The sequence below is a fragment of the Brachybacterium sp. NPDC056505 genome, assembly GCF_042794925.1.
GTDB lineage: Bacteria > Actinomycetota > Actinomycetes > Actinomycetales > Dermabacteraceae > Brachybacterium > Brachybacterium kimchii.
In genome coordinates, this window is record NZ_JBHTSV010000002.1 from 38736 (window position 1) to 59959 (window position 21224).

Here is a 21224-nt window from a genome sequence, read left to right on the forward strand (position 1 = left end):
CGCGGAGCCGGCGATGGCCGGTCGATGCGACGTTCGACGGCCGCCGTGCGCGCGCCTCCCCGCCCCCTCGCCGGACTCTCCCCGGGCGCTCACGGGGCGCTCACCGCCCGCGTCCCGGCCGATCAACCCGGGATCGAGCTGACACGGTGCAAGAATATGTCCATGCCCAAGATCATCGGAGGCTCCCTGGAGGAGCATCGCGAGCGGACGCGCGAGAAGATCTTCTCCGCGCTCGGCGAGCTCATGGAGACCGAGCCCTTCGAGGACATCACGTTCTCCCGCATCGCGACCGTCGCCGGTGTGGGGCGCACCGCGATGTACAACCACTTCCCCGACAAGGACACGCTCCTGGTCGAGTACACGATGCACGAGACCAGCGACTACCTCGACCAGCTGCGCGAGGGCATCGAGGGCGCCTCCACGCCCATCGAGGCGATCGAGCTCTACGTGCGCACCCAGCTGGGCCTGAGCACGTCCTTCCACGTCTCGAGCACGCGCGGGCGCGTGAACCTCGACCCGGACATCGCCCGGAAGATGCGCGAGCACGTCGTGCTCATCGAGAAGGTGCTCCACTCGATCCTGGACGACGGCGTCGCCTCCGGCGACTTCAGCGCCGACCTGGACGTGGACGCGAGCCTGCGCATCATCAACGCGATGCTCATCGGCCGCACCCTGCCTCCGGGGACCGACGAGACCGCGCTCGTGCGCTTCATCCAGAGGGCGCTCGGCGCGAGCGTCTGAGGCGAGCTCGGGTCAGGGCACCGCGGTCAGGGCACCGCGGTCAGCGCTTCTTCTTCGCGCCGCGTCCCTTCTTCTTCCGACGTGACGAGCCCGAGGCCGCCGCTGCGCCCGCTCGCGCGGACGCATCGGTCCCGTCGGTCCCGTCGGACGCATCGGCCCCGTCGGTCTCCTCGTCGTCGTCCGCCCAGTCCATGAGCAGGGGGTTCGTCGACTCGGCGGCGTCCTCCCCGTCGTCCTCGGCCCGGGAGAAGAGGGGCTTGGAGGCCTCCCCGAAGTCGTCCTCGAGGTCCGTCTGCGGGGCGGTGATCTCGTAGAGCCAGCAGGCGCCGAGCGTGAGCAGCGCCATGAGCGCCACGCCCCAGCGCAGGAACTCGTTGGTGCCGTCGATCATCGCGTTGATCATCGAGGCCACCGAGAGCACGCCGATCAGGGAGCCGACGAGCGCCGCCATCGAGATGAAGGTGCCCAGGGCGTTCCGCAGCCCGCCCATGAGCACCGTGGTGCCGAGCGCGCCCGAGTGGCCCCACGAGCCCGGGCCGCCGTAGCGGCCGCTCTCGATGACGCGCACCGAGGAGGTGCCCAGGCCCGCGGCGAGCGTCGAGGCCACGGCGGTCGCGAGGGCCGCGAGCACTAGGGTCCCGACGAAGGCCGGGAGGGCCGACGGGCCCAGGCCGAAGCCCGCGACCACCGGCATCAGCGCGGCGATCGCGACCGGCGCGAGGCCAGCGCGGCGCGAGGTGAGCGGGAGGTCGTCGAAGTCCATCGTGTCGCGGCCGTCGAGGATCGCGGCGCGGGTCTCGACGACGGCGGCGACGCCCAGGCGGCGCAGACCGTGCAGCAGCGAGGAGGCGATCAGGGCGATCGTCACCACGCCCAGGGCGATCCCGCCGAGCACCGCGACCGAGTCGGGCGTCATCGCGTGCAGGGCGCGGTCCTCCCAGACGCTCTTCGCGCGAGAGGCGCCGGCGACGGCGGCGACGATCGTGGCGAGGAAGGGCAGCGCGGCGAGGGCCGCGACCAGCTGGACGCCGACGGCGGTCTCGGCGCCGCCGGTGCGGCTCGCGTCGCGCCACGGCTCGGCCGTGCCGGGACGGTCCGCGAAGGCGCCCGAGGTGTGCAGGGCGGCGCTCGCGGCGATCACCACGAGTCCGCCGAGGCCCGCGAAGGCCACGAGCGAGAGCGCGAGGGCCGGGACGCCCTCGGCGAGCACCACGAGCACCGCCAGCACGAGCGCGCCGAGCGCGAGGACGCCCGCGGCCGCGAGGGCCGCGGTGCCCAGCACCGTCATCGCGCCGAGGGCCCCGCCCGTGCGGCTGCTGCGCGCGGCCCGCAGCGAGGCGGACTGGTGCGGGTCCAGCACGCGCGCGGCGAGGAGCTGGGCGAGCAGCGTGATCACGGCGCCCAGGGCCAGGCCCAGTGCGGCGAGCGCATTGGGGTGCGTGCCGTAGAGGGTGAGGGTGTCCAGGAAGGTGTTCGCGTAGTGCGACTCGTCGGTCGCGGTGATCCACTGCGACATGTCGGAGATCGCCGAGGTGATCTGGCTCTGCAGGTCGCTGCGGGGCACCGGCGAGTCGGAGCCCGTGAGCGCCTTGTCGGTGAAGCTGCCCATGCCCACGGCGGTGAAGCGCAGGTTCTGGTAGCTCGAGGGCAGCCACAGCGCGACGCCCGCGATCATCCCGCCGACGCCCAGCAGGGCCGGCACGAGCTGCCCGGCGCGCAGGGCCGTGCGCTCGCGGCCCTCCCGGCCGGTGTGCGGGAACAGGGCGACGACGAGGGCGACCGCGACGGCCACCGTGAGCGCGAGGATCGTGATGCCCAGGCCGTGCGTCGCGAAGACGGGCACGGAGACGCGGATGCCCGCGGCCGCGAGGGCCGCCGTGAGCGCGACCAGCGTGGCCGCGCGGGCGGGGCCACGGCGCAGCAGCTGCGCGAGGCGCAGGTGGGGACCGCCCGGGTTGGTCTCGTCCTCGGCGTGGATCTCGTTCTCGTCGGAGCCGACGAGCATCGTCGCGGCATGACCCGTGCCATGGGCGAGGGAGGCGATCGCGTGCAGGGCGAGCGCGTAGACGGCGGCGCCCGCGGCGTAGGCGATGATCGGCGAGGCGGCGTCCTCGCGCATGAAGTACACGGACAGCGCGACGGGGAGTGCGCCGATGCCCAGGGCCGTCGCGACGAACAGGCCGCCGAAGCGGGAGATCGCGCGCGGACGGTCGCTCGGGGCGATCCCGAAGGCGCTCATCATCATCCCGCTCGCGCGCCAGGCGGCGAGCGCGCCGGCCATCAGGCCGATGAGGAAGAAGCCGATGCGCAGGATGCGCACGTCGGACGAGCCGGGGACGAGCAGCAGCAGGAGTCCCGCGGGCACCCCGACCCAGCCGGCGACGACGGTCGCCGTGGTGACGAGCGAGCCCAGTCGGCGCCCCAGATTTCGGTCGACCGCGGGGTCGCCCGTGTCCGAGTCCTCCTCGGTGAGCAGGTCCGGGTCGTCCTCGTCGGCCGGGGCGATGCCCTCCTCGGCCTCGTGCGCCGCGAAGTCCTCGGCGCTCTCGGTGCTCGCTGCGTCCGACGCGCGGGCCGACCCCTTCCTGCTCGCGCGGGACTCCGCGCGGCGCCGGGCCACGGCCGCGCCGTGATGGGCGAGGCGCGGCGGGATGATCGCGCCGAGCACGATCGCGGCGACGGCGAGGACGCCGAGCACCAGGAGCAGGACGGCGTTGTCCTCTCCGAGAGCGAAATCGGTGATGAACTCCACGGGGTCTCCTGCCTGGTGGGACGGGCCGAGAGGACGGGCCCGTCGGATTGTTCCTGACGGATCGTGCCTGGGGAGGCTGGGGAGGGGCTGGGCCGGGTCGGCTGGGCCGGGTCAGTCCATCAGCCCAGCAGCGAGAGGTCCAGGACGTCCGGGGCGCCGTCGACGACACGGATCGGGACGCCCCAGTCCTGCTGGTGCATGTGGCAGGCCGGGAACTCGACCGACGGATCCGCGTCGCACGAGGCGGCGCGCGCGTTGACGTGCAGCACGCCGTCCGAGTACGCCGGGTCCAGCACGACCGTGCGCTCGAGAGCGGTCGAGGTGCCCGATCCGGAGGTGAGCATCGAGGTGGGCGTCGTCGAGATCGACACCTGGGTCGAGGGGCCCAGCGAGTCGTCGAGCTTGTGCCCGGGCGGCGGGGTGAACAGCACGCGCACCGTGAGGGCGCCGGGGCCCACCTCGGTGACCGGGCGCGAGGTGCGCTGCGCGCCCTCGTCGAGCACGCGCTCGGCGGCGCGGGCCACGGGCACCCAGGTGAGGCGGTGCGCGCCGGACTCGACGACGATGAGCTGGCCGATGCCGTCGATCGGCGCGCCGATCACCGCGCCCGAGGGCTCGGCGAGATCGGTCGCGACGGTCACCACGGTGCCCCTGCCCTCGTCGCCCGTGAGGTCGATGAGGCGGATCGCACCGTTGTAGGTGTCGCAGACGGCGAGGCGGCCGTCGGGCAGCGCGGTCACGCCCAGCGGGTGCTGCAGGCGGGCGTGGTCGGTGGCGCCGTCGACGTGCCCGAAGTCGAACAGGCCCTTGCCCACGACGGTGCGCACGGTGAGGGTCTGCGGGTCCAGCAGGCGGATCGCGGAGGACTCGGAGTCGGCGATCGCGAGGGTCCCGTCGTCCATCTCGTCGATCCCGGAGGGCTGCGCCCACCAGGAGGAGACGAGGGCGCCGTCGACGAGGCCCTCCTGGGTGGTGCCCGCGAGCACGGCGAGCGAGCCGGTGCGCGGATCGAACGTCCAGATCTGGTGGATGCCGGCCATGGTGATCACGACGCGGTCCAGGGCGTGGGACCAGATGAGGTCCCATGGCGTGGAGAGCGCGAAGCCGAGCGGGTCGCCCTCCCCCGTGGGCAGGGCCTGGCCCTGCATCCACTGGGCGCCGTCGCCCGCGACGGTGCTCACGATGCTCGTGGTGCGCGAGCGCAGCAGGCGGCTGCGGCCGAGCTCCACCGAGCGCAGCAGATGGTTGGCGCTGTCGGCGACCAGGACCTCGTAGCCGGCCTCGTCGGCGACCTCCGGCGGGAGGACGAGCACGCCGTTGGGCTCGGCGAACAGGACGTCGGGCGCGTCACCGTCGGCGCGGCCCCGTCGGCCCTCCCCGATGATCTCGGAGACCGTCGAGCCGTCGGGCTCGAAGACCACGAGGCGGTGCTGGCCGGCGTCGGAGACGATGAGGCGGCCGTCGTCGAGGGTCGCGACCTTCGAGGGGTAGCGCAGGGTCTGGGGGACGCGGTCGGCGATCACCGTCGGCGCGGGGCCGCGGCGCAGGGAGCCGTCGGCCTCGCCCTCGGTCACGAGCTGCGCGGCGAGCGAGTCGATGGTGTCCGCATGGCCCTCGCCCGAGAGGTTCGCAGCGATGCGGCCGTGGGTGTCCAGCACGATGAGGGTGGGCCAAGCGCGCGCCCCGTACTCGCTCCAGGTGCTGAGCTCGGGGTCGTCGAGCACCGGGTGGGTGATCTCGTAGCGCTCGATGTTCGCGGCGAGGGCGTCGGCGTCCTTCTCGAACTCGAACTTCGGGGAGTGCACGCCGACGACGACGAGCTCGTCGGCCCACTTCTCCTCGATCGGCCGCAGCTCGTCGAGGACGTGCAGGCAGTTCACGCAGCAGAAGGCCCAGAAGTCCAGGACGACGACCTTGCCGCGCAGGTCCTCGAGGTCCAGCTCGACGCCGCCGGTGTTCAGCCAGCCGCGGCCGCGCAGGGCGCTCCCGTGCACGCGAACGTCGCGCGCGGCGCCGCCGGCGGGGCCGGACGAGGGACCGCCCGCGGGCGGAGCGGAGGCAGATCCGTCGCTGCTGGCAGGTCCGTCGGTCGCTTCGCCTGATGAAGTCATGGGGTCAAGTCAACACCGAGCCGCAGCGCGCGTGCCAGTCAAGCCCGCCATGCCGACGGGTCGGTCACACCCTGAGCGCGCCGACCTGGGCGTACGTCGCCATGTGACGGGCGGGCCGACGGGCCCGTTCACCAGCTCTCGATCCAGCTCAGCAGGCCGGGGTCGGCGAGGGTGCGCAGGGAGAGGTCCGCGGGCGGGGCCTCGCCGTCCTGCGGGATCGTGATCAGACGCAGCCCCGCCGAGCGCGCGGCCTGCGCGCCCGTGTGGGAGTCCTCGAAGGCGAGGGCCTGGGCGGGCTGAGCGCCGAGGGCGCGGGCTCCCGCCTCGTACATGTCGGGGAACGGCTTGCCGCGCTCCACGGTGTCGGCCGACTCGAGCACCCGGAAGTAGTCGCGCAGACCGGCGCGGCCCAGCTTGTCCTCGAGCATCTCGTGCCAGGAGTTCGAGGCGCACGCGATCGGGACCCGCGCGCTCGTCGCGGCGAGGACCTCGTGCACACCCGGGAGGACGTCGAGGTCGCCCGCGACGTCGCTGCGGAAGCGCTCGCGGGTCGCGTGGAGGACGTCCTCGTAGGGGGCGCCGGCGAGGTCGGCGATCACCCGCGAGGCGTCCTCGACGGTGAGGCCCAGCGGCAGGGCGCCCTCGGCGGCGGCCGGGTCCACGCCGTAGCGGGCGAGGATCGCGGGCTGGGTGCGGTGGCTCCACGCGGTCTCCGTGTCCAGCAGCATCCCGTCGCAGTCGAAGACGACGGCGCGCGGCGTCCAGTCGCCGAAGGCCTCGCGGAAGCGGTCGCCGCCCGCGCCGGGGGCGGCCGCGGCGGAGCTGGCCGACGCGGGGGACGGCGCAGCGGGCGCGGGGGCGGGACCGGGCGTCGGGGCGGGGGTGTTCATCGGGCTCTCTCCCAGGTGCGGATCCAGGCGTGCAGGTCGGTGTCCTCGAGGCTCGCCAGGGTGCGGTCGGCGACGGGCTGCTGCCCGGGGATCGAGGGGACGGCGATGAGGGGCAGACCGGCCGCGAGGGCGGCCGTCGCCCCGGTCTCGGAGTCCTCGAAGGCGAGGGTGTCGGCGACGTCGGCGCCCAGGCGCCGGGCGGCCTCGACGTAGATGTCGGGCGCGGGCTTGCCCTCGGCGACGTCGTCGACGCTCACGGAGGTGAGGACGACGTCCCCGATCCCGAGGCCCTCGAGGGCATCGTCCAGGAGGTCGCGCGGGGAGTTCGAGGCGATCGCGACCGGGACGCGGGCGGCGACCGCGCGCACGGTCTCGACGGCGCCGGGCAGGATCCCCACGGCATCCGTCAGCGCCTCCTTGTGCAGGGCCATGAGCTCGTCGGCCGCGGCATAGGGGTCCTGGCCGGTCTCGGCGGAGAGCCTGCGCACGACGGTCTCGACGCTGCGTCCGGTGAGCGACCTGCGCGTCTCCTCGTCGATCGTCGCTCCGTGGCCTGCGAGGTAGCGGGCCTGCGTCGCGAGCCACTCGGACTCGGTGTCCACGAGCAGCCCGTCGCAGTCGAAGACGACGGCGCGCGGGCTCCAGCGCGGCGGCCAGGTCGCCAGCGGGCCGGGGTCAGGAGCGGAGGGGGCGGAAGTCACCCCTCAAGGCTCTCACGTCGCTCGCCGCACGGACGATGTGAACCCGGCGACCGCGGGACGTGCGAGCAGGTCGTGACCAGGGAGGGAACCGGATGTTCACGCGTTGTTCCGTGCCCCGTTCACCTGGACGTCAGGAGCGGGCGGGGCGGGCCGGACCGAGCCCGGCCCGCCCCGTTCGGGCCCGCCTCCGTCTCAGAGCTCGGCGACCGCCGCGAAGCCCTTCTCGAGGTCGGCGAGGATGTCGTCGATGTGCTCGAGGCCCACCGAGAGCCGCACGAAGCCGGGCTCGACGCCCGCGGCGCGCTGCTCCTCCTCCGTGAGCTGCGAGTGGGTGGTCGATGCCGGGTGGATGACGAGGCTGCGCACGTCGCCGATGTTCGCCACGTGCGAGTGCAGCTCGAGGGCGTCGACGAAGGCCACACCCGCCTCGCGACCACCCTCGAGGACGAAGCCCAGCACCGAGCCCGCGCCCTTCGGGAGGTACTTCTGCGCGCGCTCGTGGTACGGCGAGTCAGGGAGGCCCGCGTAGGCGACCGAGACGACGCCGGGCCTGGTGGTGAGGTGGTCCGCGACCTTCTGGGCGTTCTCCACGTGACGTTCGATGCGCAGGGGCAGGGTCTCGACGCCCTGTGCGATGAGGAAGGCGCTGTGCGGCGAGACCGCGGGGCCGAGATCGCGCAGCAGCGCCACGCGGGCGCGGATCGCGTACGGGGGCAGGTCGGGCGCGATCGAGCTGTACACCAGGCCGTGGTAGGCCGGATCGGGCTCGTTGAACAGGGGGAACCTCTCGGGATCGGCGGAGAAGTCGAAGCTGCCGCCGTCCACGATCACACCGGCGATCGCGGTGCCGTGGCCGCCCAGGAACTTGGTCGCGGAGTGCACGACCACGTCGGCCCCGTGCGCGAGCGGGCGCAGCAGGTAAGGGGTCGCGATCGTGTTGTCGACGATCAGGGGGACGCCGGCCTCGTGCGCGATCGCGGAGACGTTCTCGATGTCCAGGATGTCCTGGCGGGGGTTCGGGATGGACTCGGCGAAGAAGGCCTTGGTGTTCGGGCGGACGGCGGCGCGCCAGGAGTCGAGGTCGTCGGGGTCCTCGACGAAGACCGTCTCGATGCCGAGCTTGCTCAGGGTGTGCTTGAGCAGCGAGTAGGCGCCGCCGTAGAGGCTCGGGGAGGCGACGATGCTGTCGCCGGCCTGTGCCACGTTGAGGATCGACAGCGTGATCGCGCTCTGGCCGGAGGCGACGAGGAGACCCGCGACGCCGCCCTCGAGCGCGGCGATGCGATTCTCGACCGCCTCCTGGGTGGGATTCGTCAGGCGGGTGTAGATGGGGCCGAGCTCGGCCAGGCCGAAGCGGTCGGCGGCCGACTGCGCGCTCGGGAAGACGAAGCTCGTGGTCTGGTAGATCGGCAGCGCGCGGGCGCCGGTGTCGGAGTCCGGGGCCTGGCCGGCGTGGATCGCGAGGGTCTCGAAGTGCGGGGCGGGGGCGGTGTCGTTGTCGGGCATGGGGACACCGTCGGCGAGCACCGTGCGCGAGCGCAAGGATCGCGCGCGAACGTGAACGGGTGTGACGCACGGGGATGCCCGGCCATGCCCCGGTGGACGTGATCAGCTCCGAGATCGAGGCGTGGCTCCCGGCCCGTCGAGCTCGAGCACCCGGCCGGTCCAGCGCCGGCGCAGCCAGCGGTCGTGGGACGCGATGACCACGGTGCCCTCCCACTGCCCGATCGCGCGCTCGAGCCGGGTGGCGAGGTCGAGGCTCAGATGGTTGGTGGGCTCGTCCAGGAGCAGCAGCGACGGCGGGGAGGTGAGCAGTGCGGCGAGCGCCGCACGGCGCTGCTGACCGCGGGAGAGCTCGCCGAGAGGCCGGTCCAGGTCGCGCGGGTGGACGAGGCCCATGAGGTCCGGCACGCCCTCGTCCTCCGGGCTGCCGCCGAGCATCCGACGTACGCTCGAGCGCTCGTCGATCTCCTCGTCCTGGGCGAGCAGTGCGCGGTCGCGCGTCACCGAGACCGTTCCCCGATCGGGATCGAGCAGTCCCGCGAGCAGGGACAGCAGCGTCGACTTCCCCGAGCCGTTGGGTCCGGTGATCAGCAGCTTCTCCCCCGCCGAGACGCTCAGCGACGTCGGCGCGAGACGGCGGGCGAGGCCGGCGTCGGCGACGGAGACGAGCACCTCCCCGGCGCTGCGACGCCTGTCGCCGTGAGGCATGCCGGTGAAGTGGAGCTCGGCCGGGGGCTTGCGGATCTGGGACTCCTCGAGCTCGGCGAGGCGTCGCTCGGCGTCGCGCACGCGCCGGGAGACGACGCTCGCGTGGCGGTCCGCGTAGAACTTCTTGGCGGCCTTCGCCTCGGTGCGCGGGGCGCGTCCCTCGTGGCCCACGCTGTGGCCGGCCTTCACGCTCTCCCGCAGGCGGTCCAGCTCCTCCTGCTCGTCGCGGAACCGTCTCTCCCAGCGCTCGCGCGCGTCCAGGCGCGCGTGCAGGTAGTCGGTGAACGTGCCGGTGTACGCCGTGAGGCCGCCGACCTCCTCCCCCAGGGGCGTGGGCGACGGGTCGAGATCGAGCTGGGCGTGCGTGGCCTCGTCGAGGAAGGCACGGTCGTGGCTCGCCACCAGCACGGGGCCGGGATGGTCGGCGAGCAGGCCCGCGAGGAAGCGGGCGCCCGCGTCGTCGAGGTGGTTGGTCGGCTCGTCGAGCAGCAGGGTCGTCGGCCGGGTGATGAGCAGGTGCGCGAGGGCGAGGCGTCCGCGCTGTCCGCCGGAGACCTCCGAGAGGAGACGGCCCGAGGGGACGTCGGCGAGCCCCAGACCGGCGAGGACCTCGGCGGCGCGGGTCTCGGCGTTCCACACGTCGGCCAGGGTCGCGCGGGCGAGCAGCGCGTCGTAGCGCGCCGCGGCGCGCGGCGAGTCGTCGACCGCGAGCTCCGCGCCCGCCTCGGTGAGGGACTCCTCGAGTCGCCGCGCATGGGTGAGCGCCTCCTCGACGACCTGGGCCACCGTGGTCGTGGAGGGGTCGTGCGGGAGCTCCTGGTGCAGGAGGCCCACGGGGCCGGGCGCCTGCACCTCGCCGGACTCGGGCTCCTCGGCCCCTGCGAGGATCCGCAGCAGCGTCGACTTGCCCGAGCCGTTCTCCCCCAGCAGCCCCGTGGGCGTGCCGGCCGGGACGGTGAGGGAGACGTCGGTGAGCACGCGGCGGGCGCCGTAGCGGTGGGAGATCCCGTCGGCCCGCAGGTGGAGTGCGGAATCGGCGCGGGAGGAGGAGAGGCTCGAGGGCTCGGCACCGGGAGCGGTCCTGGAGGATGCGGCGGTGCGCGGGGCGGGTGAGGTCATGGATCGGCTCCGAGATGTCGTCGGGACGCGGACGGGGATGCCGATCAGATGCTCATGGACCTCACGCTAGCCCGTGCCGGTCCCGCGGCGACAGGGATTTTCGGTCGGCGTCGGCCCGACGGCGCACCCGTGCGCATCCGGTGCGCACCGGGTGGGGAATGATCCCTGCAGGTCATCGCCTGTGCCACGGTCCGCAGTCGCAGGGTTCGCGGCGCGGGGGCACTGTCAGGGACTGCCACCGCCCGGCGGCCGGGCGGAGCATGGATCCCACGACCGTCCGCGGCAGCCGCCCGGGCGTCGGCCACCGGCACGAGGAGGATCAGATGCACACGAGGACACTGGGACAGGGGCTCGAGGTCTCCGCGATCGGACTGGGGGCGATGGGGATGTCGCAGTCCTACGGCCCGAACCCCGGCAGCCGCGAGGACATGATCGGGGTGCTGCGGTTCGCCGTCGAGCACGGCGTCACCTTCATCGACACCGCCGAGGTCTACGGGCCGTACGACAACGAGCGCCTGGTGGGAGAGGCCATCGCCCCGATCCGCGACCAGGTCGTGGTCGCCACCAAGTTCGGCTGGAACATCGTGGACGGGACGATGCAGGGCACCGATTCGCGTCCGCAGCAGATCCGGAAGGTCGCCGAGGAGTCCCTGGAGCGGCTCGGCATCGAGCGGATCGACCTGTTCTACCAGCACCGCGTCGACCCCGACGTGCCCATCGAGGAGGTCGCGGGGACCGTCGGCGAGCTGATCGCCGAGGGGAAGGTCGCCCACTTCGGCCTCTCCGAGGCCGGCGCGGAGACGATCCGCCGCGCCCACGCGGTCCAGCCCGTGACCGCTGTGCAGAGCGAGTACTCGCTGTGGACCCGCGACCCCGAGCCGGAGGTGCTGCCCGCCTGCCACGAGCTCGGCATCGGCTTCGTGCCCTTCAGCCCGCTCGGCAAGGGCTTCTTCACCGGCACCGTCACCCCGGACCAGGACTTCGGCGACGGCGAGATCCGCGCCCGCGTCCCGCGCTTCGAGGCCGAGAACCTGCGCCGCAACCAGGCGCTCCTCGATGCGGTGGGCGCGCTCGCGGACGAGCGCGAGGCCTCCCCCGCGCAGATCGCGCTGGCCTGGCTGCTGGCGCAGTCCCCGTCGATCGTCCCGATCCCGGGCACCCGCCGTCGCGAGCGGCTCGTCGAGAACGCGGGCTCGACGCAGGTGCGCCTCTCGGCCGACGACGTCGCCGCGCTCGACGCCCTGGCCGCGCAGGTGGGCGTCGCCGGCGACCGCTACGACGAGAACGGGATGCGCATGGTCGGGCTGTGAGGGCCGCGGGCGACGGACAACTTGCGCCGGATCGGGACCTCCGACCCTGGTGGGCCGGGTCCGAGAGCGTGAGGATGGGGCCATGAGCGCATCGCACGCCCCGGATCCCCGTCCGTCGTCCGCCTCCGACCACGCGAGCGCCGCTGCGCCGCCCACCGGCGGGCGCCTCGCCGTCGTCGGCGCCGGGGCCGTGGGCTCCTCGGTCGCCTACGCCGCGATGCTGCGCGGCAGCGCCCGCAGCATCGCGCTGTACGACATCCGCGCCGAGAAGGTGCGCGCCGAGGTGCTCGACCTCGCGCACGGCTCCCCTCTCGCGGGCGGCGCGGAGATCACGGGCGGCGACGACGTCGCGTGCATCGCGGGGGCCGACGTCGTCGTCATCACGGCGGGCGCCGCGCAGGCTCCCGGGCAGACCCGTCTCGACCTCGCCGGCACCAACGTGAAGATCCTCGAGAGCCTCATGCCGCAGCTGCTCGCGCAGGCCCCCGATGCCGTGTTCATCCTGGTCACGAACCCCTGCGACGTGCTGACCGTCGCCGCCGACGCGCTCGCGGGCCTCCCCCGCGGGCGCGTCTTCGCCTCGGGGACCGTACTCGACACCTCGCGCCTGCGCTGGCGGCTCGCGGAGCGGCTCGGCGTGGCCCCGCGCAGCATCCACGCCACGATCATCGGCGAGCACGGCGACAGCGAGTTCCCCCTGTGGTCCTCGGCGCACATCGGCCAGGTGCCGCTGCGGGACTGGACCGACGGGGCGGGCGCCGCGGACTCCCTCGCCCTCTCGCGCGAGGAGCTCGACCGCCTCGGCCGCGAGGTCGCGGGCGCCGCCTATGAGGTGATCCAGGGCAAGGGGGCGACGAACCTCGCGATCGGCGTCGCCGCCGCCCGCATCGTCGAGGCCGTGCTGCGCGACGAGCGCGCGGTGCTGCCGGTCTCGAGCCCGCTCACCGGGTACCACGGGATCTCGGGGGTCGCGATGAGCGTGCCCTCGATCGTCGGCCGGGGCGGCGTCGAGCGGACGCTCGAGGTGCCGATGGCCGAGGACGAGCGGGCGCGACTGCTCGCCTCGGCCGATGCCCTGCGGGAGGTCCAGCGCAGCCTCGGGCTGTGACGGGAGCCTGCGGTTCACGGTCATGTCACCGACCGGCATATACGGGACATCTCTGCCATATATGGCAGAGATGTCCGCTCACGGCCGTTCCTCGACGTCGGCCACCTCATCAGCGGGTGTCGGCGGCCGCGCGGACGGGGCCCGGCTGGGCCCGGCTGGGCCAACGGGGCCCGGCTGGGCCAACGGGGCCCGGCTGGGCCGACGGGGCCTGCTGCGGGCCGGGCCGGCCGGCCTCCCCGCCGTGCTCAGCTCAGTGCACGCGGCGGTCGTCGACGGCGGCGCGGGTGCGGCGCAGGGCCTCCCGGCCCAGATCCGGCACGCGGGTCGCGACGGCCACGAAGATGCAGTCCACGACCGTGAGCTGGGCGATCCTCGAGGCCGTCGCCCCCGAGCGCAGCTCCGACTCGACGGCGGCGGTGAGCAGGACGTCGTCGGCGGCCTTGGCGAGCGGGGAGCCCGCGGCGCCGGTGACGGCGACCACCCGGACGCCCGCATCGCGGGCGATGCGCGTCGCGTCCAGCAGCTCCGCGGTGCGGCCCGAGTGGGAGAAGGCGATGAGCACGTCGTCCGAGTCGAGCAGGGCGACAGCGGGCAGACCGTTGTGGGCCTCCGTGTGCACGACGGCCGGCAGGCCGAGCCGGGCGAGCTTCTGCTGCTCGTCCGTGGCCGCGAGCCCCGAGGCGCCGACGCCGAAGAGGACGATGCGGCGCGCGGGGGCGACGGCGTCGGCCACCCGGGTGAGCGCCTCGAGGTCGAGCCCGCGCACGGTGTCGTGCACCGCGCGGGAGTCCGCCGCCGCGATCTTCCCGGTCATCGTCGCGATGTCGTCCGAGGGGTCGATGTCGCCGTCGCTGCTGTGGTCCTCCCCGGCGGTGGCCGCGGCGACGGCCTCCTCGTGGAGGCGGAAGCGCAGGTCACGGTAGCCGCGGAAGCCGAGCTGGCGCGCGAAGCGCACGACGCTCGCCTCCGAGCAGTCGGCCTCCCGGGCCAGGTCGCCGATGGTCATCGAGGCGACGCCCGCCGGATCGGAGAGGATGAGGTCGGCGATGCGGGCGAGGGCCGGCTTGAGGTCGCCGCGCAGGCTGCGCAGCCTCAGCAGGAGCGGCGGCGTGCTCATCGCCGGTCCGTGGACGGAGCGTCCGGCTGCATGCTCATGGTGACTCCTTCGTCGTGAGGCTCGCGACCGCGCTGCGGATCCCCGCCGGGTCGCCCCGTCTCCCGGGGTCCTTCCCGAAGCGTACTGCGGCGACCTCCGCATCCGTGACATCCGCGTGCGCGAGGAGCGCCACCAGGGCGACGCGCACGCGGCCGCCCGCCTCCTCCAGCACCTCGGCGGCCCGCTCGGGCGACTCGCCGGTGGCCTGGACGAGCATCCGCACGGTACGCGCGACGAGCTTCGCATTCGTCGGCCGCACATCGATCATGAGGTTCTGGAAGGTGGTGCCGAGCCGCACCATGGTCGCCGTCGACAGGGCGTTGAGCACGAGCTTCTGCGCGGTCGCGGCCTTCATGCGGGTCGAGCCGGTGACGGCCTCGGGGCCGACGTCCACGAGCACCGCGACGTCCGCGAGGCGCGCGAGGGGCGCCTGCGGATTGGCCGCGACCAGGCCCGTGGACAGGCCCCGCTCGCGGGCCGCGGCGAGGGATCCGCGCACGAACGGCGTGCGACCGCTCGCGGCCAGGCCGATCACCACGTCCCCCTCGCCGCACTGGTCGGCGACCAGGGCGGCGCCCGCGTCGGCGTCGTCCTCCGCGCCCTCGACGGCACGGGTCATCGCGGCGATGCCGCCCGCGAGGTGCGCGGTGACCATCTGCTCGGTCGCGCTGTACGTGGGGAGGAGCTCGACGGCGTCGAGCACGCCCAGGCGACCCGAGGTGCCCGCGCCCACGTAGTGCACGGTGCTGCCGGCGGCGACGGCCTCGACGCACAGGTCGACGAGACGTGCGATGGGCGCGGAGACGGCCTGCACGGCGCCGGCCACGCGGGCGTCCTCCGCGAGGATCGTGTCGACGAGCTCGGGGGCGTCCAGGGTGTCGAGCTCGTGCGTGCGCGGGTTCCGCTCCTCCGTGGGCGAGGCGAGCGCGATGAGGTCCTGCCAGCGCTCGGCGGGCTCAGCACGGACGGCCGGCTCTGCGTGTGCGGCCGGCTCGGTGGGGGCGTCGGGCTCGGTCTGCTCGGTCAACGGGCACCTCCCGGGGTGCGGTGGTCGGGTCCGAGCAGCCGCAGGCGCCGGGGGCGCGGGCGCGCGGCGGGAGCGTCGGACGGGTCGGACGTGCCGCGCGGGGCGGCGCAGCACGGATCGAGGCCGGCGACGGGCACCGGCGGGGTGAGGGAGCCCAGCACGGCGGCGCTGCGGGCGCCGGTGACGGGCCCTCCGTCGGGGCCGGCGGGCAGGGCGGGGATGCCGTGGACCGAGAGCCAGCCGACGACGGCCATGAGCAGCGCCTCCTTGGCGTCGGAGGGGACGCCGAGGTCGGCGCTCGAGCGCAGCGGCACCGGGTCGAGCAGGTCGGCGAGGCGCGCGCGCAGCACGGGGTTGCGCATGCCGCCTCCGGAGCCGTGCACGACGGGGGCGCCGGCCTCGCGCACGAGGTCGGCGACGGTGCGGGCGGTGAGCTCGGTGAGCGTCGCCAGCAGGTCCGGCAGGTCGAGCCGGGCGGCGCGGGGGCTCATGCGCTCGACGTACGCGGCGTCGAAGTGCTCGCGGCCCGTCGAGCGCGGCAGCGGGAGCGCGAAGAAGGGGTCCGCGAGCAGCTCGGCGAGCGCGCGCTGGTCGACCGTGCCGGAGGCGGCGAGGCGGCCGTCCTCGTCGCAGTGCATGCGTCCGGCCGTCGCCCGGCGCACGGCGGAGTCGAGGAGGGCGTTGGCGGGGCCGACGTCTCCGGCGCGCACCGTCATACTCTGCCCCGAGGCGCCGGATGCACCGTCGGACGCAGTGGATTCGGAGGTGTCGTCAGAGTCGGTGGAGCCGACGGAATCGGCGGGCTCCGCGGCCTCGACGAGCGTCACGTTCGCGATCCCGCCGAGGTTGAGCACGGCTCCGCCCTCCTCCCCCATCAGCAGCACGTCGAGGGCCGGGGCGAAGGGCGCGCCCTGGCCTCCGCGGGCGACGTCCGCGCTGCGCAGGTCGTGCAGGACGCTCGCGTGCGTCGCCTCGGCGATCCGCGCGGCGTCCCCGATCTGGAGGGTGCCCAGCACGCGGCCGTCCGCGGCGGCCCAGTGGTGGAGGGTCTGGCCGTGGGAGACGACGAGGTCGGCGCCGCCCGCGCGCCCGAGCACCCGCGCGGCGACCTCGCCGAGGTGGGCGCCGATCTGCGCGTGCAGCATGTCCCAGGTGGCGACGTCGCTGCTCGCGGGAGGGAGCACGTCGAGGATCGCCTCGCGCAGAGGGCCGGGCCAGGGATGCTCGTCGACGTCCAGCAGGCGCGCCGTGAGCACGTCGGGGTCCGACGGGTCGCGCGCGAGGTCGACGAGGACGGTGTCGACGGCGTCGACCGAGGTGCCGGACATCATGCCCAGGACGCGCATCGTGACGGGCTCGCTCAGCGTGCTGGGCTCGCTCATCGCGGCTCCCGCCCGGCGCGCAGCAGCAGGTCGACGGCGGCGCGCATCATCGTCAGCGAGCTGCCGAGGGTGCTCACGCTCTCCCGGTGCTCGAGGGCTGCGTCCGGGACGCCGGTGTGGACGAGGATCGCGTCGGGCCGCACGCGCAGCGCCTCGGCGACGCGCTCGGCCTCTGCGGCGTCGGAGCGCGGGAGCCGGGTGACCACGAGGACCTCGGCGGCGCCGGAGAGATCGCCGGGGTACTGGGCCTCGGTGACGTCGATCCCGCGCTCCCGGAGGGCGCCGACCAGGTGCGGGCTGCGGGAGCCGGAGGCGTGGTCGGCGCGCACGCGGGCGTCCGCGACCACCACCGGTCCCCCGCTGAGGGCGGCATGGCGGGCGGTGACCGCGCGGCGCGCGGCGTCGGCCCCTATCTCCTCGAGGTCGCGCAGGGTCTCCGGGATGCTCCGGCGCGGCTCGACGCCGCGGCGGATCCGCAGCGAGCGGATGGCGGCGCGGGTCTGCGCGGCCCGTCGGCCGATCTCCTCACGGTCCAGGCGCCCGCTCTCGAGCGCGGCGAGGATCGCGTCGTGCGCCTCGCGGACCATCTGCGCGGCGTCGCGGCGCAGCGAGGTGCCCAGGCACAGCAGGTGGGCGCCCGCCTCGAGCGCGCGCACGGCGGCCTCCCCGAATCCGGGATCGGCGGCGACGGCGGCCATGTCCAGGGCGTCGGTGATCACGAGCCCGTGGAAGCCGTTCCCGGAGACCTCGTCGAGCAGCGTCGTCGACCAGCGCGAGAGCGAGGCGGGGCCCTCGCCGAGGGAGGGCACGAGGATGTGCGCGGTCATCACCGCGTCGAGCCACGGGGCGATCTGGAAGGGCGCGAGATGCTCGCGGCGCATGTCGCGCGCGTCGAGGTCGATGCGGGGCAGGGCGGTGTGGGAGTCGACGGACGTGGCGCCGTGCCCCGGGAAGTGCTTTCCGGTCACGCCGAGTCCCGCGCTGCGCAGGCCGCTGGCCATGGCGCGGCCGTGGCGCGAGACGCGGTCGGGGTCGTCGCCGTACGAGCGGGTGCCGATCACGGGGTTCGCCGGGTCGGTCGAGACGTCGAGCACCGGGGAGAGCACGAGGTCCATGTCGCAGGCGGCGAGGAGCTCGCCGAGGGCCTCGCCCGCACGGGCCGTGAGCGCGACCTCGTCGATCTGCCCGAAGGCCCAGGCGCTGGGCAGGGAGGAACCGGTCGCCGCCTGCAGGCGGGAGACGTCCCCGCCCTCCTCGTCGATCGCCACGAGCACCTCGTCGCAGCGCTCGTGGATCGAGGCAGCGAGCGCGGCCGCCGTCCCCGGATCCGGCGTGTTGTAGCCGAACAGGATGATCGAGCCGAGGCCGGCGTCGAGCGCATCGCCCGCCCAGTCAGGGAGCGTCGTGCCCTCGAGCGGGGCCATGAGCAGGGTGAGGACGTCGCGGTCCCAGGCGGGCGTCCCGCTCATCCCTTCACCGCGCCCTGGGTGAGGCCGCTCGCGAGGTTGCGCTGGACCAGGACGAAGAAGATCACCACGGGCAGGGCGATGATCGTCGAGGCTGCCATCACGGCACCCCAGTTCGCCGTGTTCTGGGTGAAGAAGCTGCGCAGCCCCACGCCCACGGTGTACTTCGAGCTGTCCTGCATGAAGGTCAGCGCGAAGATGAACTCGTTCCAGGCGGTGATGAAGCTGAACACGCTGGTCGCGACGAGGCCCGGAGCGACCAGCGGGAACAGGATCGAGCGGAACATCCGCGGCCAGCTCGCGCCGTCCACGTAGGCGGCCTCCTCGAGCTCCTTCGGAACGGCGGCCACGAAGCCCCGCAGGTTCCAGATCGCGAAGGGCAGCGAGAACGCCAGGTAGACGATGATCAGGCCCAGCATCGAGTTCAGCAGGTGCAGGTTGCGGGCCTGCAGGAACAGGGGGATCACGAGCGCCTCGAGCGGCACCATCTGCACGAGCAGCACGAGGATCAGCACCTGGGTGCGCAGGCGGAAGCGGAAGCGGGCCACCGCCACGGCGGCCAGCAGCGCGATGGCGCCGGAGACCAGCACGGTGCCCAGGGCGACGACCGCCGAGTTCTTCACGTAGTCCAGGAATCCGGCGTCCACGAGCACGAACCGGAAGTTCTTGAGCGTGAATCCGGTGGGCAGCCAGCTCGCGCCGCGCCCCAGCGGATTGGGATCCACGGCCGTGGAGAGCATCCAGTAGAAGGGGAACAGCGAGAACACGAGCACCAGCACGATGCCGACGACCTTGCCGACGACGGTCGCGATGCGCCGCGGACTGCGACGACGGATCGCCGCGCGCTGGGCGGTGCGCTCGGCGGCGGTGGGCGCGGGGCCGACGGGGGCCGCGGGGCCGGCGGGGTCCACGGGGGCGGTGCGGTCGGCGGGGTCCACGGGGGCGGTGCGGTCGGCGGGGGCAGTGCTCACAGCTCGTCCTCCTTCATGAGCGAGCGCATGTAGATCACGGAGATCACCAGCAGCAGGAGCGTCAGCAGCACGGCGATCGCCGATCCGCGTCCGTACAGCCCCTGGGCGAAGGACTCCGAGTACGACCACACGCCCAGGTTCATCACGTCGCGGTTGGTGCCGTTGCCGCCGGGCATCAGGTAGATCTGCGTGAAGACCTTGAAGTCCCAGATGGTCGACAGGATGATGCAGACCGCGAGGATCGGGCGGATGCCCGGGATGGTCACGCTGCGGAAGCGGGACAGTGGGCCCGCGCCGTCGAGCGACGCGGCCTCGTAGAGCTCCTTGGGGACGGTGCCGAGGCCCGCGAGCACCGTGACCGCGATGAACGGGAACCCGTGGTAGACGACGTTCGCGGTCGCGATGGCGTAGAACGCCCAGCGGTTGGCGAACCAGTTCCAGGAGCCGGCCTCCATGATCCCCAGCTGGTCCAGGGTGCTCGCGACCAGGCCGTTCAGGGGATCGAAGAGCCACACGAACACGTACGTGCCAGTGATCGCGGGCACCGCCCAGGCGACCATGATCGCGGTGGTGCAGATGCTGCGCCACCAGGTGCCCAGGCTGTTCAGGAACAGGGCGACCACGATCCCGACGACCATCGTGAGCACCACGCACACGACCGCGAAGCCCACCGTGTTGGGCAGCACCGTGCCCCACAGGAACGGGTCGGAGAGGATCTCCCGGTAGTTCGTCAGGCCCGTGTAGTTCGAATCCCCGCGGATGAGGTTGCGCAGCCGGTAGTCCTGTACGGACAGGTTCAGCACGCGCACCAGCGGCCACAGCAGCAGGACCGCGAGGGTCATCAGTCCCGGGGCGAGCAGGAGCCAGGGCGCGGAGCCGCGCTGGAGGCGGCGGCGCACCGGGACCCGTCGGCGCTCGAGGGTCCCGGTGGCGTTCGCGGCGTTCTTCGGAGTGGAGGTGGCCGCGCTCATCCGCCGAAGATCTTGTCCATCTCGGTGGCGGCGGCGTCGGCGGCCTGCTGCGGCTTCGTGCCGCCGAGGACGTCGCTGAACAGGGTCGACAGGGTCTTCTTGCCCTCGATCTGTCCCCAGGCCGGGGTGACGGGGACGGTGGTGCCGCCCTCGGTCATCTGCTGGGCGAAGACCTTGGTGAGGTCGTCGCCGTCGGACACGACCTGGTCCAGGGCCTTCTGCTCGCCGGGGAAGTAGTTCGTCTCCTTCGCCCACTTGGTCGCGAGCTCGCCGGTGGACATGAGCTTGATGAGCTCGAAGGCGAGCTCGGGCTCCTCGGTCTCGGTGAAGCGGCACAGCAGCGACCCGCCCAGGAAGGAGGGCGCGACGGCCTTGTCCTTCGCGGGGATCGTGAAGGCGACCAGGCGCTTGTAGAGGTCCTCGTCGTCGGCCTTGATGGTCGCGGGGACCCACGAGCCGGTGATGAACATGGCGACCTTGCCCTGCTGGAAGGCGGCCAGGGAATCCGTCTCGAGCCAGCTCGAGGCGGCCGCGGTCGACGCGTCGTGCTCGAGCGCGAGATCCGTGTACCAGGTGATGCCCTCGACCGACTCGGTGGAGTTGATCGTGGCCTTCCACTTCCCGCCGGACTCGGCGGCGATGTCGCCGCCCGCGCCCCACACGAAGGGCATGCCGGCGAAGATCGAGCCGCCCGCGACGGGGAACGGGATGATGTCGGGGTTCTTCTTCTTGAGCGTCTCGATCATGCTGAGCAGGTCGTCCCAGCTGGCGGGCTGCTCGGTCACGCCCGCGTCCTCGAGGATCTTCCTGTCCGCCAGGATCGAGCGGACGCCCGCGTACCAGGGCATACCGTAGAGCTCGTCGTCCAGGGTGCCGGCGTCCACGAGGCCCTGCACGAGGCCGTCCCCGATGCCCGCCTCGTCGACGTCCTTGGTGAGCGGGTCGAGGCCGCCCGCGTCGGCGAACTCGGGGACCCAGGTGGTGCCGACCTCGGCCACGTCCGGGCCGGTGCCGCCGCTCATGGCGGTCACGAACTTGTCGTGCGCGCCGTCCCAGGGCTGCACCTCGACCTTGAGGGTCGCGCCGGTCTTGTCCTTGAACGCCTTGGTGATCTCGTCGACGTACTCGTCGGTCTTCGCGTTGGTGCCCTGCATGATCCACAGGGTGATGGTCTTGTCGGCGTTGGCCTCGGTGTCGGTCGGGTCGCTGCCGCCCGAGCCGCCCGAGCAGGCGGCAAGGCCGAGCGCGGCGGAGCCGGCGGCCCCGGCGGAGAGAACACCTCGTCGTGAGATCATCGGAACTCCTCAC

The 21224-nt window shown here is 73.5% G+C and carries 16 protein-coding genes; 3 read left to right on the plus strand and 13 right to left on the minus strand.

Annotation, left to right across the window (positions count from 1 at the left end; translation table 11 throughout):
* Positions 1 to 162: 162 nt before the first annotated feature.
* Positions 163 to 741 carry a TetR/AcrR family transcriptional regulator gene (locus ACFQ53_RS01985; RefSeq protein WP_249480967.1) on the plus strand — a complete coding sequence of 193 codons (579 nt, stop codon included), beginning with the start codon at positions 163 to 165 and terminating at the stop codon, positions 739 to 741.
* 40 nt (positions 742 to 781) lie between these two features.
* On the opposite strand, the gene ACFQ53_RS01990 is transcribed toward ACFQ53_RS01985, so the two are convergent.
* The 6 genes from ACFQ53_RS01990 to ACFQ53_RS02015 form a co-directional block, all read right to left on the minus strand.
* Complete coding sequence (locus ACFQ53_RS01990) at positions 782 to 3493, minus strand: pyrophosphatase (protein WP_377854607.1); 2712 nt, start codon at positions 3491 to 3493, stop codon at positions 782 to 784.
* Positions 3494 to 3612: 119 nt separating this feature from the next.
* Positions 3613 to 5604, minus strand: a complete 1992-nt coding sequence (locus ACFQ53_RS01995; protein ID WP_377854610.1) for a thioredoxin-like domain-containing protein — start codon at positions 5602 to 5604, stop codon at positions 3613 to 3615.
* 128 nt (positions 5605 to 5732) lie between these two features.
* A complete protein-coding gene (locus tag ACFQ53_RS02000; RefSeq protein WP_377854613.1) occupies positions 5733 to 6494 on the minus strand; it encodes an HAD family hydrolase in 762 nt (253 codons plus the stop codon).
* The gene (locus ACFQ53_RS02005) at positions 6491 to 7195 is read right to left on the minus strand and encodes an HAD family hydrolase (protein WP_377854616.1); all 705 of its coding nucleotides are present in this window, start codon (positions 7193 to 7195) and stop codon (positions 6491 to 6493) included. The genes ACFQ53_RS02000 and ACFQ53_RS02005 overlap by 4 nt, the downstream gene beginning before the upstream one ends.
* Before the next feature lie 192 nt (positions 7196 to 7387).
* The gene (locus ACFQ53_RS02010; RefSeq protein WP_249480973.1) at positions 7388 to 8701 is read right to left on the minus strand and encodes a bifunctional o-acetylhomoserine/o-acetylserine sulfhydrylase; all 1314 of its coding nucleotides are present in this window, start codon (positions 8699 to 8701) and stop codon (positions 7388 to 7390) included.
* 102 nt (positions 8702 to 8803) lie between these two features.
* Entirely contained in the window at positions 8804 to 10525 is a 1722-nt protein-coding gene (locus ACFQ53_RS02015; RefSeq protein ID WP_377854620.1) for an ABC-F family ATP-binding cassette domain-containing protein, read from the minus strand.
* Between the two features lie 323 nt (positions 10526 to 10848).
* On the opposite strand from ACFQ53_RS02015, the gene ACFQ53_RS02020 reads away from it, so the two are divergent.
* On the plus strand, positions 10849 to 11835 hold the full coding sequence (locus ACFQ53_RS02020; RefSeq protein ID WP_377854623.1) for an aldo/keto reductase: 987 nt from the start codon (positions 10849 to 10851) through the stop codon (positions 11833 to 11835).
* Positions 11836 to 11917: 82 nt separating this feature from the next.
* A complete protein-coding gene (locus tag ACFQ53_RS02025) occupies positions 11918 to 12943 on the plus strand; it encodes an L-lactate dehydrogenase (RefSeq protein WP_377854626.1) in 1026 nt (341 codons plus the stop codon).
* Positions 12944 to 13193: 250 nt separating this feature from the next.
* Here the strand turns inward: ACFQ53_RS02025 and ACFQ53_RS02030 are convergent, their stop codons facing one another.
* The 7 genes from ACFQ53_RS02030 to ACFQ53_RS02060 form a co-directional block, all read right to left on the minus strand.
* Positions 13194 to 14060, minus strand: coding sequence for a MurR/RpiR family transcriptional regulator (locus tag ACFQ53_RS02030; protein WP_377854629.1), 867 nt, complete (start codon positions 14058 to 14060; stop codon positions 13194 to 13196).
* A 34-nt stretch (positions 14061 to 14094) separates the two neighbouring features.
* Positions 14095 to 15126, minus strand: a complete 1032-nt coding sequence (locus ACFQ53_RS02035; protein ID WP_377854632.1) for an N-acetylmuramic acid 6-phosphate etherase — start codon at positions 15124 to 15126, stop codon at positions 14095 to 14097.
* On the minus strand, positions 15123 to 16508 hold the full coding sequence (locus ACFQ53_RS02040; RefSeq protein ID WP_377854635.1) for an anhydro-N-acetylmuramic acid kinase: 1386 nt from the start codon (positions 16506 to 16508) through the stop codon (positions 15123 to 15125). The genes ACFQ53_RS02035 and ACFQ53_RS02040 overlap by 4 nt, the downstream gene beginning before the upstream one ends.
* The gene (locus ACFQ53_RS02045; RefSeq protein WP_377854638.1) at positions 16505 to 17977 is read right to left on the minus strand and encodes a glycoside hydrolase family 3 N-terminal domain-containing protein; all 1473 of its coding nucleotides are present in this window, start codon (positions 17975 to 17977) and stop codon (positions 16505 to 16507) included. The genes ACFQ53_RS02040 and ACFQ53_RS02045 overlap by 4 nt, the downstream gene beginning before the upstream one ends.
* Positions 17974 to 18810: a carbohydrate ABC transporter permease gene (locus ACFQ53_RS02050; RefSeq protein WP_377855076.1), complete on the minus strand. Its 837-nt coding sequence runs from the start codon at positions 18808 to 18810 to the stop codon at positions 17974 to 17976. The genes ACFQ53_RS02045 and ACFQ53_RS02050 overlap by 4 nt, the downstream gene beginning before the upstream one ends.
* 131 nt (positions 18811 to 18941) lie before the next feature.
* Positions 18942 to 19916: a carbohydrate ABC transporter permease gene (locus tag ACFQ53_RS02055; protein WP_377854641.1), complete on the minus strand. Its 975-nt coding sequence runs from the start codon at positions 19914 to 19916 to the stop codon at positions 18942 to 18944.
* Entirely contained in the window at positions 19913 to 21211 is a 1299-nt protein-coding gene (locus ACFQ53_RS02060) for a sugar ABC transporter substrate-binding protein (RefSeq protein WP_377854643.1), read from the minus strand. The genes ACFQ53_RS02055 and ACFQ53_RS02060 overlap by 4 nt, the downstream gene beginning before the upstream one ends.
* Positions 21212 to 21224 lie beyond the last annotated feature (13 nt).